The sequence below is a fragment of the Plantibacter flavus genome (assembly GCF_900177615.1).
GTDB classification, from domain to species: Bacteria; Actinomycetota; Actinomycetes; order Actinomycetales; family Microbacteriaceae; genus Plantibacter; species Plantibacter flavus.
In genome coordinates this window covers 1,088,969-1,103,273 of sequence record NZ_FXAP01000001.1, presented here as the reverse complement: position 1 = coordinate 1,103,273, position 14,305 = coordinate 1,088,969, and the positions used below count along the sequence as shown (strand labels likewise).

Annotated in this window: 13 protein-coding genes; 9 read left to right on the top strand and 4 right to left on the bottom strand. The window is 69.3% G+C overall.

Features of this window, described 5'->3' with window-relative positions; genetic code table 11:
- Window positions 1-39: 39 nt before the first annotated feature.
- Together B9Y95_RS05170 and B9Y95_RS05165 are read left to right on the top strand one after the other, a co-directional pair.
- A complete protein-coding gene (locus B9Y95_RS05170) occupies window positions 40-1,026 on the top strand; it encodes a glycosyltransferase (protein WP_234993967.1) in 987 nt (328 codons plus the stop codon).
- On the top strand, window positions 1,023-1,904 hold the full coding sequence (locus B9Y95_RS05165) for a glycosyltransferase family 2 protein (protein WP_123539716.1): 882 nt from the start codon (window positions 1,023-1,025) through the stop codon (window positions 1,902-1,904). Before B9Y95_RS05170 ends, B9Y95_RS05165 begins: the two co-directional genes overlap by 4 nt.
- 51 nt (window positions 1,905-1,955) lie before the next feature.
- Here B9Y95_RS05165 and B9Y95_RS05160 read toward each other — a convergent pair whose 3' ends face one another.
- Both B9Y95_RS05160 and B9Y95_RS05155 read right to left on the bottom strand, forming a co-directional pair.
- Window positions 1,956-2,756 carry a glycosyltransferase family A protein gene (locus B9Y95_RS05160; RefSeq protein WP_123539715.1) on the bottom strand — a complete coding sequence of 267 codons (801 nt, stop codon included), beginning with the start codon at window positions 2,754-2,756 and terminating at the stop codon, window positions 1,956-1,958.
- A complete protein-coding gene (locus B9Y95_RS05155; RefSeq protein ID WP_085511074.1) occupies window positions 2,753-3,433 on the bottom strand; it encodes an esterase/lipase family protein in 681 nt (226 codons plus the stop codon). Before B9Y95_RS05155 ends, B9Y95_RS05160 begins: the two co-directional genes overlap by 4 nt.
- Window positions 3,434-3,681: 248 nt before the next feature.
- Here B9Y95_RS05155 and B9Y95_RS05150 point away from each other — a divergent pair, with 248 nt between their 5' ends.
- From B9Y95_RS05150 to B9Y95_RS05125, 7 genes are all read left to right on the top strand, one after another.
- Window positions 3,682-5,229, top strand: a complete 1,548-nt coding sequence (locus tag B9Y95_RS05150) for a DUF3375 domain-containing protein (RefSeq protein ID WP_159453332.1) — start codon at window positions 3,682-3,684, stop codon at window positions 5,227-5,229.
- 1 nt (window position 5,230) lies between these two features.
- Complete coding sequence (locus tag B9Y95_RS05145) at window positions 5,231-6,082, top strand: DUF4194 domain-containing protein (protein ID WP_085510857.1); 852 nt, start codon at window positions 5,231-5,233, stop codon at window positions 6,080-6,082.
- On the top strand, window positions 6,079-9,459 hold the full coding sequence (locus B9Y95_RS05140) for an ATP-binding protein (protein ID WP_085510856.1): 3,381 nt from the start codon (window positions 6,079-6,081) through the stop codon (window positions 9,457-9,459). The genes B9Y95_RS05145 and B9Y95_RS05140 overlap by 4 nt, the downstream gene beginning before the upstream one ends.
- A 75-nt stretch (window positions 9,460-9,534) precedes the next feature.
- Window positions 9,535-10,230 carry an HAD family hydrolase gene (locus B9Y95_RS05135; protein WP_085510855.1) on the top strand — a complete coding sequence of 232 codons (696 nt, stop codon included), beginning with the start codon at window positions 9,535-9,537 and terminating at the stop codon, window positions 10,228-10,230.
- Window positions 10,231-10,520: 290 nt separating this feature from the next.
- The gene (locus B9Y95_RS20270; RefSeq protein WP_143736334.1) at window positions 10,521-11,198 is read left to right on the top strand and encodes a DUF8175 domain-containg protein; all 678 of its coding nucleotides are present in this window, start codon (window positions 10,521-10,523) and stop codon (window positions 11,196-11,198) included.
- Window positions 11,199-11,509: 311 nt separating this feature from the next.
- On the top strand, window positions 11,510-11,929 hold the full coding sequence (locus tag B9Y95_RS05130) for a hypothetical protein (RefSeq protein ID WP_143736332.1): 420 nt from the start codon (window positions 11,510-11,512) through the stop codon (window positions 11,927-11,929).
- Between the two features lie 142 nt (window positions 11,930-12,071).
- On the top strand, window positions 12,072-12,395 hold the full coding sequence (locus tag B9Y95_RS05125) for a hypothetical protein (protein WP_085510853.1): 324 nt from the start codon (window positions 12,072-12,074) through the stop codon (window positions 12,393-12,395).
- A gap of 19 nt (window positions 12,396-12,414) precedes the next feature.
- On the opposite strand, the gene B9Y95_RS05120 is transcribed toward B9Y95_RS05125, so the two are convergent.
- The gene (locus tag B9Y95_RS05120; RefSeq protein WP_234993966.1) at window positions 12,415-12,960 is read right to left on the bottom strand and encodes a type II toxin-antitoxin system PemK/MazF family toxin; all 546 of its coding nucleotides are present in this window, start codon (window positions 12,958-12,960) and stop codon (window positions 12,415-12,417) included.
- Between the two features lie 98 nt (window positions 12,961-13,058).
- Window positions 13,059-14,288, bottom strand: coding sequence for an ammonium transporter (locus B9Y95_RS05115; protein ID WP_085510852.1), 1,230 nt, complete (start codon window positions 14,286-14,288; stop codon window positions 13,059-13,061).
- Window positions 14,289-14,305 lie beyond the last annotated feature (17 nt).

Below are 14,305 nucleotides of genomic sequence, written 5' to 3'. Positions count from 1 at the left end.
CGCATCGGTTGGTACGTGCATCACCACGGACGGGGGCACGTGACGCGTCTGCTCGCCGTCGCACCCCACCTCGACGCCGACATCGTCTGCTTCAGCTCGTTCCCCGCGCCGGTGGGACTCCCCTCGAACTGTTCCTGGGTGGTGCTCGACCGGGATGACGACGTGCCGGACGGCGCGTCTCCCCCGGACGACTGTGATCCGACCGCGGAAGGGCTGCTGCACTGGGCACCACTCGGGCATGCCGGTCACCGTGCTCGTCTTGCGACCATCACCGCCGCCCTCGCGCAGCAGCAGATGGACGCGATGGTGGTGGACGTCTCCGTCGAGGTGGTGCTCCTCGCACGCCTGCTCGGCGTCCCCACCGTCGTCATGGCACAGCCGGGCCACCGCGACGACGAGCCGCACGCGCTCGCCTTCCGTGCGGCGTCGACGATCATCGCCCCATGGCCTCACGGTGTGCTGCAGCTGGAGCACCTCCATCCCGTACGGGACAAGGTGGTGTACACCGGCGGCATCAGTCGCTTCGAGGGACGCGAGCGGACGGCCGCGGAAGCCGGGCGCAGCGGGGTGCTCCTCCTCGCCGGTGCCGGCGGCTCCTCGGTGTCGCAGGAAGCCGTGGAGGAAGCCGCCCGCGCCAGCGGTCGCGACTGGACCTCGCTCGGCACCGAGGCCGGGTCCGTCTGGACCGATGACCCGTGGGATGCGCTCTGCCGGGCGGAGGTGGTGGTGTCGTGGGCCGGACAGAACGCGATCGCCGATCTCGCCGCGGCCGGCGTCACGGCCGTCGTGATCCCACAGGAACGCCCGTTCGAGGAGCAGGTGTCCACCGCACGTGCACTCGAAGCCAACGAGCTGGCGGTCGTGCGGTCGTCCTGGCCCGACGCCGCGGACTGGACGGGCATCCTCGGCAGGGCCTCGGAGTTCCACCCCGACTGGTCTCGTTGGCAGGTGGCGGGCGCCGCGCGACGAGCTGCGGAGGCGATCGAGGCGGTCGCGGCCGGCGATCCTGCAGGGGGTGGGCGATGAGGACGTCGATCGTGACCCTGTGCTCGCGCCCACGACTCGGGCACCTCGAACGGCAGCTCGAGGCCGTCGGGGCGTCCATGCCGACGTCGGGCGACGTGGTGGAGCGACTCGTCGTGTGGATCGGTGACGACGCACCACCGGCTCTCGACGCGGAACTGACGGTCCACCTCCCACCGGGGCCGGACGGGCTGCGTCTCGCGGCGGGTCGGAACGCCGGTGCCGCGTTGGCCATCGACCGCGGTGCCGACCTCATCGTGTTCCTCGACGCGGACTGCGTCCCCGGGCCCGCACTGCTCGACCGATACCGTGAGGCGTCCGATCGCCACCCGGGCGCCGTCCTCTGCGGCCCGGTGACCTACCTGCAGCCCGGCGTGGACGTCACCGACCCCCGCACGTTGGCGGCGGCGACGGCACCGCACGCCGCGAGACCGAACCCGGACGAGGGCTCGGAGCGCGTCGCCTCCGAGGACGAGTACCCGCTGTTCTGGTCGTTGTCGTTCGCGACGACTGCGTCGACCTGGTCCCGGACCGGAGGCTTCGACGAGGGCTACGAAGGCTACGGCGGTGAGGACACCGACTTCGCGTTCGCCCTGAGCGCGGCGGGGGCGCCCCTCGTGTGGGTCGGAGGCGCGCACGCCTACCACCAGCACCACGAGACACAGCGCCCGCCCTGGCAACACTTCGACGACATCCTCCGGAACGGCGCGCGGTTCGCCGACCGGTGGGGAACCTGGCCGATGACCGGTTGGTTGGAGGCCTTCGCTCAGGCCGGCGCCGTGCGGCGGGCGGGTGACGACTGGGTCCGCGTTCAGCCGACCTCCCCGAGCCGTCTGTCGACCGCGACCACCAGCGCGGTGGCGACGGGGTCGGGCGCGTAACGGTCGACGGGGCAGTGCCGTCTCGTCGGCCACTGCCAGGGGCGTCACTCGTCAGCGCCGAAGCGCTCCCGGTGAACCGCCACGCAGTCGTGTGCTGCGCTGGAGCCATCGGACAGCGGGCAGGTCCTCCGGCCAGTGCACACGCAGAGTGGTCCAGCCCCGACGCATCCGGAGGGCGAGCGAACCGGCATCGGTGAACGGGCGCATCGAGATCCCCATCCCGAGCGACCGGTCGTAGCGCACGCGTCGGTGGAGACCCAGATGGGCCGAGACGTCCAGATCGTCGTGCAGTTCCGCATCCTCGCGATGCACCGCCTCGGCGATCTGGTCCCACGTCGCGCGCCGGATCGCACAGTTGGACCCGAAGATCGGGACCTGGGCGAGGGCGGCTCCGACGAAGAGCCGGTACGCCCCGAGGTAGAGGCCGGCGAGCGGTGCACGGAGCAGGCGCGGACCGTCGATGAAGACGGCGGGGCCGGTGAGCGCTTCCAACTCCGGATCCATCGCGAACGCCTCGGCGATCCTGGTCACCCAGTCCGGTGGCGGCACGCAGTCCGCGTCGAGTCTCGCCACGACCGTCGCGGTCGCGTGGTCGAACCCGGCTGCGTTCGCCGCGGGGATGCCGGGCATCGGCTCATCGATGAGGACCGCGTCGTACCGCTCGGCGATGGCCGCGACCTCGGAACGATCGCGGCTGCCGTTGTCGACGACGATGATCGATGCGGGTCTGGTGTGCTGCGCGCGGAGCGACCGCAGACAGCGTCGGAGGAGTGCGGCGTCGTCCTTCACCGGAACGACCACGTCCACGGTCATGAGCGGATGGAGCGCGGTCTCGAGCGTCTCGACCGTCATGCGTCCCGCCCGTCCGCCAGCAGCTGTGCCTCCGCGAACACCCGCGGGTGGGCGAGGATCCGGAAGTGTCCGCCGGTGTCGAGTTCCACGTTCTTGGCGCCGTCGAGTCGGCTGCCGCCCGGGATGTGCGGATCGAAGCGCCCGTAGACGGAGACGATCCTCGGATTGACGGTCGCCTCTCGGGAGAGCGCGAGGATCGTCGGGTCATCGGGGGTGAAGATGCGCAGGCTCGGGAGGAGCATGAGCCTCGCGTACCGCGATCCGGCGAACGGCGCCGCGACGGCGAGCATCCCGGAGATCCGGGCTCCGCCGCCGCCGAGCGACATGACGTACTTGCCGACGAGCCCGCCCTTGCTGTGCGCGAGGAGGACGACGTCGCCGAGCCCGTTCGCCTCGAGGTAGTCGGCGACGAGTCGTGCCGCCACCGGGACCGTGCGGTCGTTGCGTCCGAGCGGGTCGATCACGTGCACCGGGTGCCCGTCGTCGTGGAGTCTGCGGATGAGCGGCTCGAGGAATCGCCAGGTCTCATAGACGCCCGGGAGGACGACGATCGGTGACCGGTCGCCGGACAAGAAGTCGTGCGGGTCGGTTCGGCTGACGAAGGCCCGGACCTGCCAGACGAGTGCGTAGGCGTAGTCGCGCGCCCACCAACCGATCATCCGCAGCACCGAACGGATCACCGGCGATCACCGTTCGCGCGGCTCAACCGTCTCCCCGCAGGACCTCGGGGCATCGCTCTGTTCCCATGTCCTCACCGTAACCGGACCACCCGGCCTGCCCCTGGACCTTGACAGCGGCCGGACCGGGCCCGGGCGGATCGGGACCGTCGATGCCCGGCGTGGCTCACCACGGGTGCGGCGCGCTGATAATCTGGCAGCTGCGGTGGCCTCGGGGTGTTCGTGTGCCCGGACGATCGAGGAGTGCAGTGGGAGAGATCGGCGGAGAGTTCGGCCGCGTCCGGGACGCGCTGGAGCGTCCCGCGATCCGGCTGCTGAGCAGGCCGACCGCACCCGCGGTTGTCGCGATCTTCCGGACAACGTTCGGCCGTGACGTCCAGTTCGTCGCAGCGGACCGCTTCCATCTGCAGGTCGAGGAGTACCTCGGCGAACTCGCGGCACGCGGAGCCCGGATCCCGGCCGGCGGCGACGAACGCGGTGGCGGACGGACCCTCTGCCGGGAGTGGGTGCACGACCAGTGGCTCGTCCGGACGAGCACCGACGACGGCGAGGAGCAGTACTCGCTCACCTCGCACGCGCTCGAAGCGGTCTCGCTCGTCGACGGCCTCGCGCATGACCGCGCCCTCATCAGTGAGTCGCGCCTGACCATGATCCTCGACTCCGTGCGCCGATGGGCGCTCCAGGCCGACCCGGATCGTGACGAGCATCTGCGTCGCATCGACGCGCAGCTCGCCGAGCTCCAGGCGGAACGCGAACGGGTCGCGGCCGGCGGCACCGTCGTCGCGGCGAGCGACGACCGGATGCAGGACGGCTACGCGAACATCGCCGACCTCATCCGTCAGCTCCCGAGCGACTTCCGCCGGGTCGAGGAGTCGGTCATCGCGATGCACCGGCGGATCGTCGAGGACTTCCGGAACGACACCCGTCCGATCGGCGAGATCCTCGACGACTACCTGCGGCGCACCGACGAGCTCATGACGGCGACGGCCGAGGGTCGGGCCTTCGAGGGCGCTTTCGAACTCCTCCGCAACGACGATCTGCTGCAGGACCTCAAGCGCGACCTCTCCACGATCCTCGACCACCCCTTCTCGGCCAGGCTCGGGCCCGCGGAGCTCCGTGGCTTCCGGGGTGCCGTCGGGATCATCCGACAGGGGATCGACGACGTCCTCGCGCAGCGTCGGCGGCTCACCGCGACGCTCCGCGACCACATCGTGCATCACGACGTCGTGCAGGACTGCGAACTCGACACGACCCTGCGAGCACTGAACCAGCGTCTCGGCATCTGGATGCGGACCGCGGGACCACGCGCCACCGTCGACCTGCCGCTCCTCCCCGAGACCATCGACATCGAGCACCTGCGCGAGCGTTTCTACGATCCGGACGTCGAGGTCGCTCCGCCGCCGATCGCGACGAACGTCGAACGGAGCGACGGCGCGGCGATGTCGCTCGACACCCTCCGGTCCCAGGGCGGTCCGCTCCTCGACGAGCTCCGGGCCGGGCTCCTCGATGCGGTGACCTCCGGTGCCGAGGACGCCCATGCGGCGTTCTCCGGGCTCGATCCGGAACTCCGACGACCGGTGGAGCTCTTCGGCCTCGTCCACCTCATGACCCAGCTGGGCACGTATGACGAGCAGGCACCACGCCGTCGCTACGAGACGGTCCGTCCGGATGGGACGACCACCGCGTTCGAACTCCCGGCCTTCCCGCTCGGTGAGGCCGGTGTCGCAGCGCTGACGCGACCCACGACGACCACGACCACTGCTCCGGCCGACCAGGCCGGGCGCGGAACGGAATGACATGACCTCCGAGACGGATCCCACCGTGACGGCGACGACCGACCCGACGTCGGACGATCTGACGACCGACGGACTCGACGCCTTCGCACCCGCCGCGGCGCCGGTGGCCGGCCCGGATGACGACTCGTTCGCCCTCTTCGAAGGGGACGAGGGACGCCTCGACGCCGCTCAACGTCGTGCGCTCGTCGCTCTGCTGAAGCACCGCTACGTCAGCCCCGCGCTCCAGCCTGCCGAGTGGCGGACGGTCCTCGAGTCCGAGTCGCTGCTCCGGTCCCGTCTGAACGAGCTGTTCCTGGAGCTCGAGGTGGACCGCTCGGCCGAGGTCGCCTTCAAGCGTCAGGCGGGCTCGGAGAGTGGGCGGCGTCCCTTTCCGACCCTGCTGCACGACACCAGCTACAGCCGCGAGGAGACGATCCTGCTCGTCTACCTTCGGACGCGTCTCCGGACCGAACTGGCCAACGGCGCACGGGCCGCGATCGTCGAACACGACGAGCTGCTCGGCTTCGTCGCGAGCTTCCGGCCCGAGCACGCCACCGACCGCGCCCGTGACGACGGACGCGTCGAACGCGCGATCGACAAGTTGCTGACCGCGCGCGTCCTGCTGCGGACCAAGGACGCCCGCCGCCACCGGATCGCGTCGGTGGTGGAGACGCTCCTCCCCCTCGAGCGCCTCCAGGATCTCCTGGAGTGGCTCGAGACGCAGACCGCAGCGGTCGATCCGGCCTCCGAACAGCCGCGACCCGATGCCGATGCCGACGCGGACTCGGACGACGAGCCCGACGGCACCGCAGCCGAGTCGCAGGACTCCCCCGACGACCAGACCCAGCCACCAGCAGCAGAGGACGACCGATGAGCCGCTCCACGGACACCGACACCCTGCTGGACCTCGTCGAACAGTGGCGCATCGAACGGATGCAGGTCATCAACTGGGGTGGGTTCGACGGGTACCGGTCGGTCGACTTCGCCTCCCGCGCGACGCTCATCTCCGGCGCCTCCGGAACCGGGAAGAGCTCACTCATGGACGCGTACCTCGCGGTCATGATGCCGTCGGACGTGCCGTTCAACGGAGCATCCAACGACGCGGCGGTCGGACGGGCGCGGAATCCCGACCAGCGCAACCTGCTCACCTATCTCCGCGGCAAGGTCGACTCGGCACGGGACCCGCAGACCGGGGCGATGCGCGACATCAACCTGCGCGGCACGGATCAGCTCACCTGGGGTGCCGTGGCGGTGACGTTCCTCAACGACGACGACCGTCGCTTCACCGTCGTGCGCGCCTACCTCGTCCCCCGACGTGCGCTGCGCACCGGTGACCTGTCGATGACGATGGCGACCGTCGACGGGCCGTTCGAGCTCACGGACCTCGAGGCGTTCGTGCCGAAGCGGTTCGACGCCGGTGAGCTTCAGGGCCGGATCCCCGGATTCGTCGTCCGCGACACCTACGCGGAGCTGTCCTACACCCTGCACACCCGTCTCGGCATCGGTGCCGGTGGCGACGGTGGTCGGGCGATGCGTCTGCTGGCCCGGATCCAGGCGGGCCAGCACCTGCCGACGGTCGACGGCCTGTACAAGTCGATGGTGCTGGAGCGTCCGAGCACGTACGACGCGGCCGACCGGGCGCTGTCGCACTTCGAGGCGCTCGACGAGGCGTACCTCGCGATGGAGACCGAGAGCCGCAAGGCTCGGGTGCTCGAGCGGCTCGGTGAGCTGCGTCGCGACTATGAGGACGGGCACCGGGCGGCTGCCGACCTCGAGCGCCTCGGTTTCACGGAGGACGGTACGACGCCGTTCACCGTCTGGCGCAGTCGCGCGCACGAGGCACTGCTCGATGAGGCGGTCTCCCGGAACCGACGGGAGAAGCTCGAGGCCGGAGCCACGCTGGAGGCGGCGCGGGCACGAGCCGCTGCGGCGGGAGTCCGCGTCCGTGAACTCGAGCGTCAGGTGTCGGAGCAGGGCGGGAGCGCGCTGCGGCGTGCTGAAGAACGCCGTGAGGCCGCGGAGGCGACGCACGCCGAGGTGGCGCGAGCCAGGTCGCTGTTCGACGAGCGCACCGAGGTCCTCGACGATCCGATCGAGGATGAAGCCTCGTTCCGGCGTGCGCTCGGCCGCAGCGAGGACTTCCTCGCCGACGACGACACCGCGCTCGACGACATCGAGACCGATCGCGCCCAGCTGCATCGCGAAGCGTTCCCCCTCGAGGAGCGCAACACCGAACTCCGCCGTGAGCTGCAGTCGCTTCGTGGCCGTGACGGCGCGGTCCCCGATCGACTCCATCGGGCACGGCTCGCCCTCGCCGAGGCGGCCGGACTCGATCCCGAACAGCTGCCGTTCGTGGCCGAGCTCATCGACGTCGCTCCCGCCTATGCCGCCTGGCGTCCCGCCATCGAGGTCACCCTGCACGGTCTCGCGAGGACCGTCCTCGTCGATGAGGAGCACCTCGACGCGTTCGGCCGCGCGATCGACGCGGTCAGGATCCCGGTCCGCCTGCAGTTCGAGGGTGTCCCACTCCACGAGCCGTCCTCCCCAGACGCGGGTGACCCCGCGTTCATCTCCGGCCGCGTCACGTACCGCACCTCCCCGTTCAGCACGTGGGTCGAGCAGCGCGTGAGCTCGGACCGGATCGACGCGCGGTGCGTGGAGTCTCCGTCGGAACTCTCAGGTGGCGGGCGCCGCGTGACCGTGAACGGCCAGCTGCGTGACGGCCGCCGCGGCTCCCACGGCGACACGGGCGGTGCACCGATCCTCGGCTTCACCAATGAGGCGCGGATCGCGTCGATCGAGGCGGAGACGGCCGAGATCCGCGGGCGCCTCGAGGTCATCGCCGGTCGACAGGCCGGCATCCAGCAGCGGCTGTCGCGTCGTGAGGCCGAGCGGGCCGCCCACCGGTACCGACTCGACACCGAGTGGGCCAGGATCGACGTCGACGGTGCTGCTGCGCATCGTGACGCCGCCGCGGCCGAGCTGGAGCGTCTGCTCGACGCCAGTGACGTCCTGCAGGAGCTCCAGGGCTCGGTCACGGCCGCCCAACGCGAACTCGACGCCGCGAACGCCGAGCGGTTCCCGGCCGAGGACCGTGTCAGACGCCTCGACGAGGAGCACGGGGTCCTCGTCGATCAGCAGGACGCGGCGACGACCGTCATCGACCGCTTCGAGCGCTCCGAGGTGGAGGAGGTCTCCCCCGCCGACGTCGAGCGGATCGAAGCCTCCCTCGCAGCGGTGGGCGGTGTGCCGTCACTCAGCGGGTTCGGCGATGCGATGAAGCGGCTCCGCGCCCGGCTCGGTGACGAGTTGTCGTCGGCCGTCCGCCAGGCGGAGCAGGCCGCGCTCGCACAGGTGCACGTGTTCGAGCAGTACCAGTCGATCTGGCACGACCCGAACCTCGGCACGACGCTCGAGTCCTACGGCGACTACCGGGCGATCCTCGACGGCATCCTCGGCACCGGTCTCCCCGAGCGCCGCCAGGAGTGGCGCCGCCGGTTGTCCCAGTGGAGCGGCGAGGACCTGGTCCCCCTCAGCAGCGCGTTCGACAGCGCCGTCGAGGAGATCGAGGACCGCCTGGTCCCGGTCAACGACATCCTGCGCGACCTGCCGTTCGGACCGGCGCACGATCGCCTGAAGATCGTCCTCCGCCGAGTGCATCGCGAGGAGGCCTCCGCCTTCCGGCGCGAGCTGCGCGCCCTATCGAGCGAGGTCACCGCGAACCTCGGCGATGACGAGTTGGAGGCCAGGTTCCAGCGACTCCGCCGGTTCATGGAGTCGATGCGCGACACGGGTGCCGGGTCCCAGTCGACCCGCGACCAGGTGCTCGACGTGCGCCGTCACGTCGAGATCACCGCCGTACGGTACGACACGTCCGGGCAGGACGTCAGCGTCTACTCCTCGCTCGGCGACAAGAGCGGTGGCGAGACCCAGGAGCTCGTCGCGTTCATCGTCGGCGCAGCCCTCCGCTACCAGCTCGGTGACGAGGACCGCCCACGTCCGAGGTTCGCGCCAGTGCTGCTCGACGAGGGCTTCATCAAGGCCGACTCGGAGTTCGCCGGCCGTGCGGTGGTCGCCTGGCTGCGGCTCGGCTTCCAGCTCGTGATCGGGGCCCCGCTCGACAAGGTGACGGCGCTCGAGCCCTACATGGACCGGCTCCTGTCGATCCGGAAGGATCCGGCGACCCGGCACGCCTGGGTCGCCGAGATCGAGCGATCGGCTCCGGTCGAGCCGCTCGAACGCGTCGGATAGGCAGGAGACCCGCCGACCCGCCACCATGCGCGGTGATCGATCCCTCCGGTCGCGCCGCTGAGCTAGGTTGCTGGGATGAGCGAGTACAGCGGTGATGGAGCTTCCGGTCAGCCTGTGCGCGCGACGGGACGTCCGCGGCCGAGCGCGGTGCTCCTCGACTTCCACAACACGCTGGCGGTCGTCCGCTCGGTGGACGAGTGGATCGATGAGGCGAGCGACCTGGTCGCGACTGGGCCTGTATCGGTGACGATCCCACGTGAGCGGATTCGGAACGTCTGGGGCGATGCCAGACGGTTGTTCCCGGCTCTGGACTGGGACCTCGACCCCACCGCGCATCGGCACGCCTTCGTCTCGACCCTGAGCCATGACGACGCGATACCGATCGATGTCGCGGAAGCGCTGTACGCGGTGATGCCGAACCAGTGGATGTTGAACGCAGGCGCATCCGACTTCATCGCCCGAGCGTCCGCAGCAGGGGCGCGTCTCGGGATCGTCTCGAACATCGCGCTGGACATCCGCCCGGCGCTCGAACGATGGGGCATCGCCACTGCATTCGACGCGGTCATCCTGTCCTACGAGGTCGGTTGTGTGAAGCCCGATCCGCGGATCTTCCGACTGGCCGCGGACGCGCTCGGCGTCGATCCGGCGGACTGCCTCATGATCGGCGACTCGGCGCACGACGATGTCGGCGGTGCCGCCTTGGGGATGCCGTGCCTGATCGTGCCCCCGGAAGGGACGTGGCGAGCGTTCGCCCTGGCGAGCCCGTCGTGAACCATCGTCGGCCTGTCCCCTCCCTTCGCTAGCCTGGGCGGGTGAGCGTGGTACGCGCAGTCGGGTTCGATCTGGACGGGACGCTGTTCGACGTCACTCCGCCGATCGAAGAAACCGCGTGCAGAAACCTGATCCGAGGGCCTTCCGACCACCGCGAGAGCCACACCGATGCTCCGAAGTGCCGAGAGCGGCGGCTCCAGTGTGACGGCCGCAGCCGCATCGGGCTCACGAGGCATTGCTATGGTGAGGGAACTTCAGACCGGGGGTCGGGTTGAAGCACAGGGGGGACCATGCGTACTCGCACGCCACTATTCATCTTGGGAATCACGACGCTCGCACTCACCGGCTGCTCGGGCACTGCGTCACCGGCACCTGGTCAGCCGACGACCGTGGAGGATGGGCCGAGGAGCGCTGCGGCGAGCGTCTGTGGCGCATCCGCGGCTGAGGCGGAGAACACGCTGTCGACTGCTCCGACGAATCGGTGGGAGTTGGTCGGTGCGATCGCTGTCACTGCGGAGAACAGCGACAGCGGTCCATTCGTCGTCAAGGAGAACGGCGAACGCTACTGCTTCGCGCGTACTGCTTACGGGGCGCTCGGAGCTGCGGTCGGCTACACCGCCTTGGTGTTGACATCGGACCGTGAACTCCTATCGCGGCTCATCCCCTTGGTGACTGCTCCAGGTGTCGGGAGAGACGCCGCGCTGACGTCACCGGGCGATCTCGCAAATCCGGCGCTTGGCGCACCACAGGTTGTCGCATTCGCCATCGATGAATACGACGCAGACTTCGCCCTCATCGATGTCGTGTGGAGGGATGCCGCGCAGGGAGATGCCTTGGTCAGCACGCCGACCTCGCTGCAGTGGATCGAGGGCGACTGGAAGATCGTTCTGAACGATCGCGCTCAACCACCGTCACCGTCCATCGTCATCGATGACCTCGAAGGCTACATTCCGTGGTCGGCCAACTAGCGCCACCACGACTCGACAACATTTCGCCCGGATGACCGTTCAGAGCCAGATGGCCACGATCGGCTTCACGCTGTGGGCCCGTCGGTCACCATCTCCTTCGGTGCCGCTGGGTGGAGCTCGCCTCCTTCGACCAGGTCAGCGTCTCATCGGACAGGGAGCCCGTGACTGAACCGACTGCATCACCGCCGCCCGCCTCGCCTTGGACGCCTGCGGTACCAAGCCCAGGAGGGATCGTCGCGCTCTCCTACGTGCTCATCGCCGTCGCCTGGTTCCCGCTCGTGGGCTCCGTCCTCCACTGGATGAACTGCCGCGTGCCTGCCGACGTCGACGATCTGCGGCCGCTCTACGCTGCGTCGACGACCGCTATCGCGGTCCTCTGCTGGTTCTGGGTGCAGCATCGCTCGACGATGTTCGAGACGACACGCGTTCGAAAGCTCGTCATCCTCGCGGCGAGTATCCTCGCGGTCGGGTTGGTGCCGATCGTTCTGGTCGTCATCAGCCCGTTGACGCCGTATGTCGAGACGGCCCGCCGTGAATGCGGATCTGCGGATGACGGCCTTGTCGGGCTCGTGCTCTACCTGCCGTTGCTGTCGTTCCTGGTTGCCCAGCTGATCAATCCTGCAGGGTCGAAGCCCTCCCTCACCCGTTGGATCATCACCGCCGCAGTGCTCACCGGGATCTGGGCGGCGTACGCACTCATTGTGCAGCCATGGCCACGAGCTGGATCCTGAAGCAGGGCGACGATGCGAAGTGTCACCATCGACCTCTCGAGAAGTGTCACCGATGTCCTGATGGAGAGCTGTCACTGATGCCTTGCGACGTGACAGGCAGTCTCACCTTGACATCTCTGAGAATCGAACATATGTTCGAATCATGTCCGAACGGCCAGCTGCCCCACCGATCCGCATCGGCGAGGCCGAGTGGATCGTGATGCGGGAGATGCCCGACCGACCGGCCGGTCTCGTGAAGTACTTCGCGCCGAGCGGCGCACCGGCCTACTTCCGCTGCGTCACCTGGGCACCGCGGTCAGAGGACCGCCGGTTGATCGGTCGGTTCGCGACGCTCGCCGAGGCGGAGCGTGCCGTGCCGGGTGGACGACGGTCCGCCGCACCGGCCACTCCCGGCTCCGCGGACGCCTGGGAGCACGGGCAGGTGCCGTGGGACGCAGCTCCGCGACGGAGCGGTCGGTACGCCTGAGCGACCGGTCGAAGGTCGGTCAGCGCCACCCGTATCGCGAACGGAGCCCAGCGGCGACGCGGGCGAAGCGATCGCGCGGGACCTGGGCCGCCTCCCGCCGCATCCCGTCGGGGTGCACGCGGAAGACCCGGTCGAGGTTCGCCCAACTCGGACGGCCGGCACTGTCCCATCCGCCGGTGCCGAGCGGCACGAACTCACCGTCCTGCGAATGATCCTTGCTCGTCAGCTGCACCGCCAGCACCCAGACTCCGGTCGAGCGCGCCACGATGAGCACCGGACGGTCCTTGCCACGTCCGTCGCGCTCCTCGTACGGCACCCAGGTCCAGACGATCTCGCCGGGATCGGGATCGCCGTCGATGGACGGGGCGTAGTCGATGGAAACAGCGCCCACCGCCCGCGGGTCGACCTCGACCGTCGCCGTCCGGCCTGAGCGTCCGGGTGAAGCGGCAGTAGTGGTCGATGGCGTCGCGAGGCCGGCGGTCCGTACCGCACTGGAGGCGGCGCGGGTGGAGGGGCCCAGGAGCGCGTTCGCGACGCGGCGGATGATCGAGGTGAAGGTTGACACGCCGTCACCCTATCGTCCGCGGCGCCCACCCCAGGGGACGACGGACGGGCGCCGTCCTGGTGGACGACGCCCGTTCGGCGAAGCAGAGGCGGTCGAGGTCAGTCGACGAGGGCGTACCCCTCTTCGCCGTGCACGGAGGTGTCGACGCCGGCGATCTCGTCCTCGTTCTTGACGCGGAAGCCGATCGTCTTCTCGATCGCGAAGCCGATGACGAAGGCCACGATGAAGGAGTAGATGAGGACGGCGAAGGCGGCGATGGCCTGGACCGCGAGCTGCTCGATGCCGCCGCCGACGAAGAGGCCGGTCTCGGTCGCGAAGAAGCCGAGGTACAGGGTGCCGATGAGGCCACCGACGAGGTGGATGCCCACGACGTCGAGCGAGTCGTCGAAGCCGAGCTTGAACTTCAGCTCGACGGCGATGGCGCAGACCGCGCCGGCCACGATGCCGAGGAGCAGCGCCCAACCCGGAGTCAGGTTCGCGCACGCCGGGGTGATGGCGACGAGACCCGCGACGGCACCGGAGGCGGCGCCCACCGAGGTCGCCTTGCCGTCCTTGAACTTCTCGACGACGATCCAGCCGATGATGGCGGCAGCGGTGGCCCCGACGGTGTTGACGACGATGAGTCCGACATTCGCGAGCTCGTTCAGCCACTCGGCGCCGGCGTTGAAGCCGAACCAGCCGAACCACAGGATGGCGGCGCCAAGGAGAGTGAGCGGCACGTTGTGCGGCTTCGTGATGCCCTTCTGGAAGCCGATGCGCTTGCCGAGGACCAGGGCGAGGGCGAGTGCTGCGGCTCCAGCGTTGATGTGCACCGCGGTTCCACCGGCGTAGTCGATGACGCCGATGCCTGCATCCTCACCGAACAGCGTGGTGCCGAGGTTCATGATCCAGCCGCCGCCCCAGACCCACGCGGCGATCGGGAAGTAGGCGATCGTCGCGAAAAGGCCGGCGAAGATCATCCAGGAGCCGAACTTCGCGCGGTCGGCGATGGCGCCGGAGATCAGCGCGATCGTGATGATCGCGAAGGTGGCACCGTAGGTCGCTCCCACGAGGTCGGTGTTCGCGGTCTCGCCGCTCGCGAGTGCGGTCATCCCGAAGTCGGAGAACGGGTTGCCGGCGAACTCCAGCGGGCTGCCGACGGCCGACATGTTGAAGCCGTAGAGGATCCACAGCACGCTGATGAGGCCCAGTGCGCCGAAGCTCATCATCATCATGCTGACGACGCTCTTCGCCTTCACGAGGCCGCCGTAGAAGAATGCGACGCCGGGGGTCATGAACAGCACCAGAGCGGTTGCCGTGACTCCCCAAGCGATACTGCCTGTATCCATTGGATCTTCCTCACACA

Coding starts and splice junctions, on each gene's coding strand:
- B9Y95_RS05165 (WP_123539716.1), top strand. CDS start 1,023: ATGAGGACGTCGATCGTGACCCTGTGCTCGCGCCCACGACTCGGGCAC.
- B9Y95_RS05160 (WP_123539715.1), bottom strand. CDS start 2,756: ATGACGGTCGAGACGCTCGAGACCGCGCTCCATCCGCTCATGACCGTG.
- B9Y95_RS05145 (WP_085510857.1), top strand. CDS start 5,231: ATGACCTCCGAGACGGATCCCACCGTGACGGCGACGACCGACCCGACG.
- B9Y95_RS05140 (WP_085510856.1), top strand. CDS start 6,079: ATGAGCCGCTCCACGGACACCGACACCCTGCTGGACCTCGTCGAACAG.
- B9Y95_RS05135 (WP_085510855.1), top strand. CDS start 9,535: ATGAGCGAGTACAGCGGTGATGGAGCTTCCGGTCAGCCTGTGCGCGCG.
- B9Y95_RS20270 (WP_143736334.1), top strand. CDS start 10,521: ATGCGTACTCGCACGCCACTATTCATCTTGGGAATCACGACGCTCGCA.
- B9Y95_RS05125 (WP_085510853.1), top strand. CDS start 12,072: ATGTCCGAACGGCCAGCTGCCCCACCGATCCGCATCGGCGAGGCCGAG.
- B9Y95_RS05115 (WP_085510852.1), bottom strand. CDS start 14,288: ATGGATACAGGCAGTATCGCTTGGGGAGTCACGGCAACCGCTCTGGTG.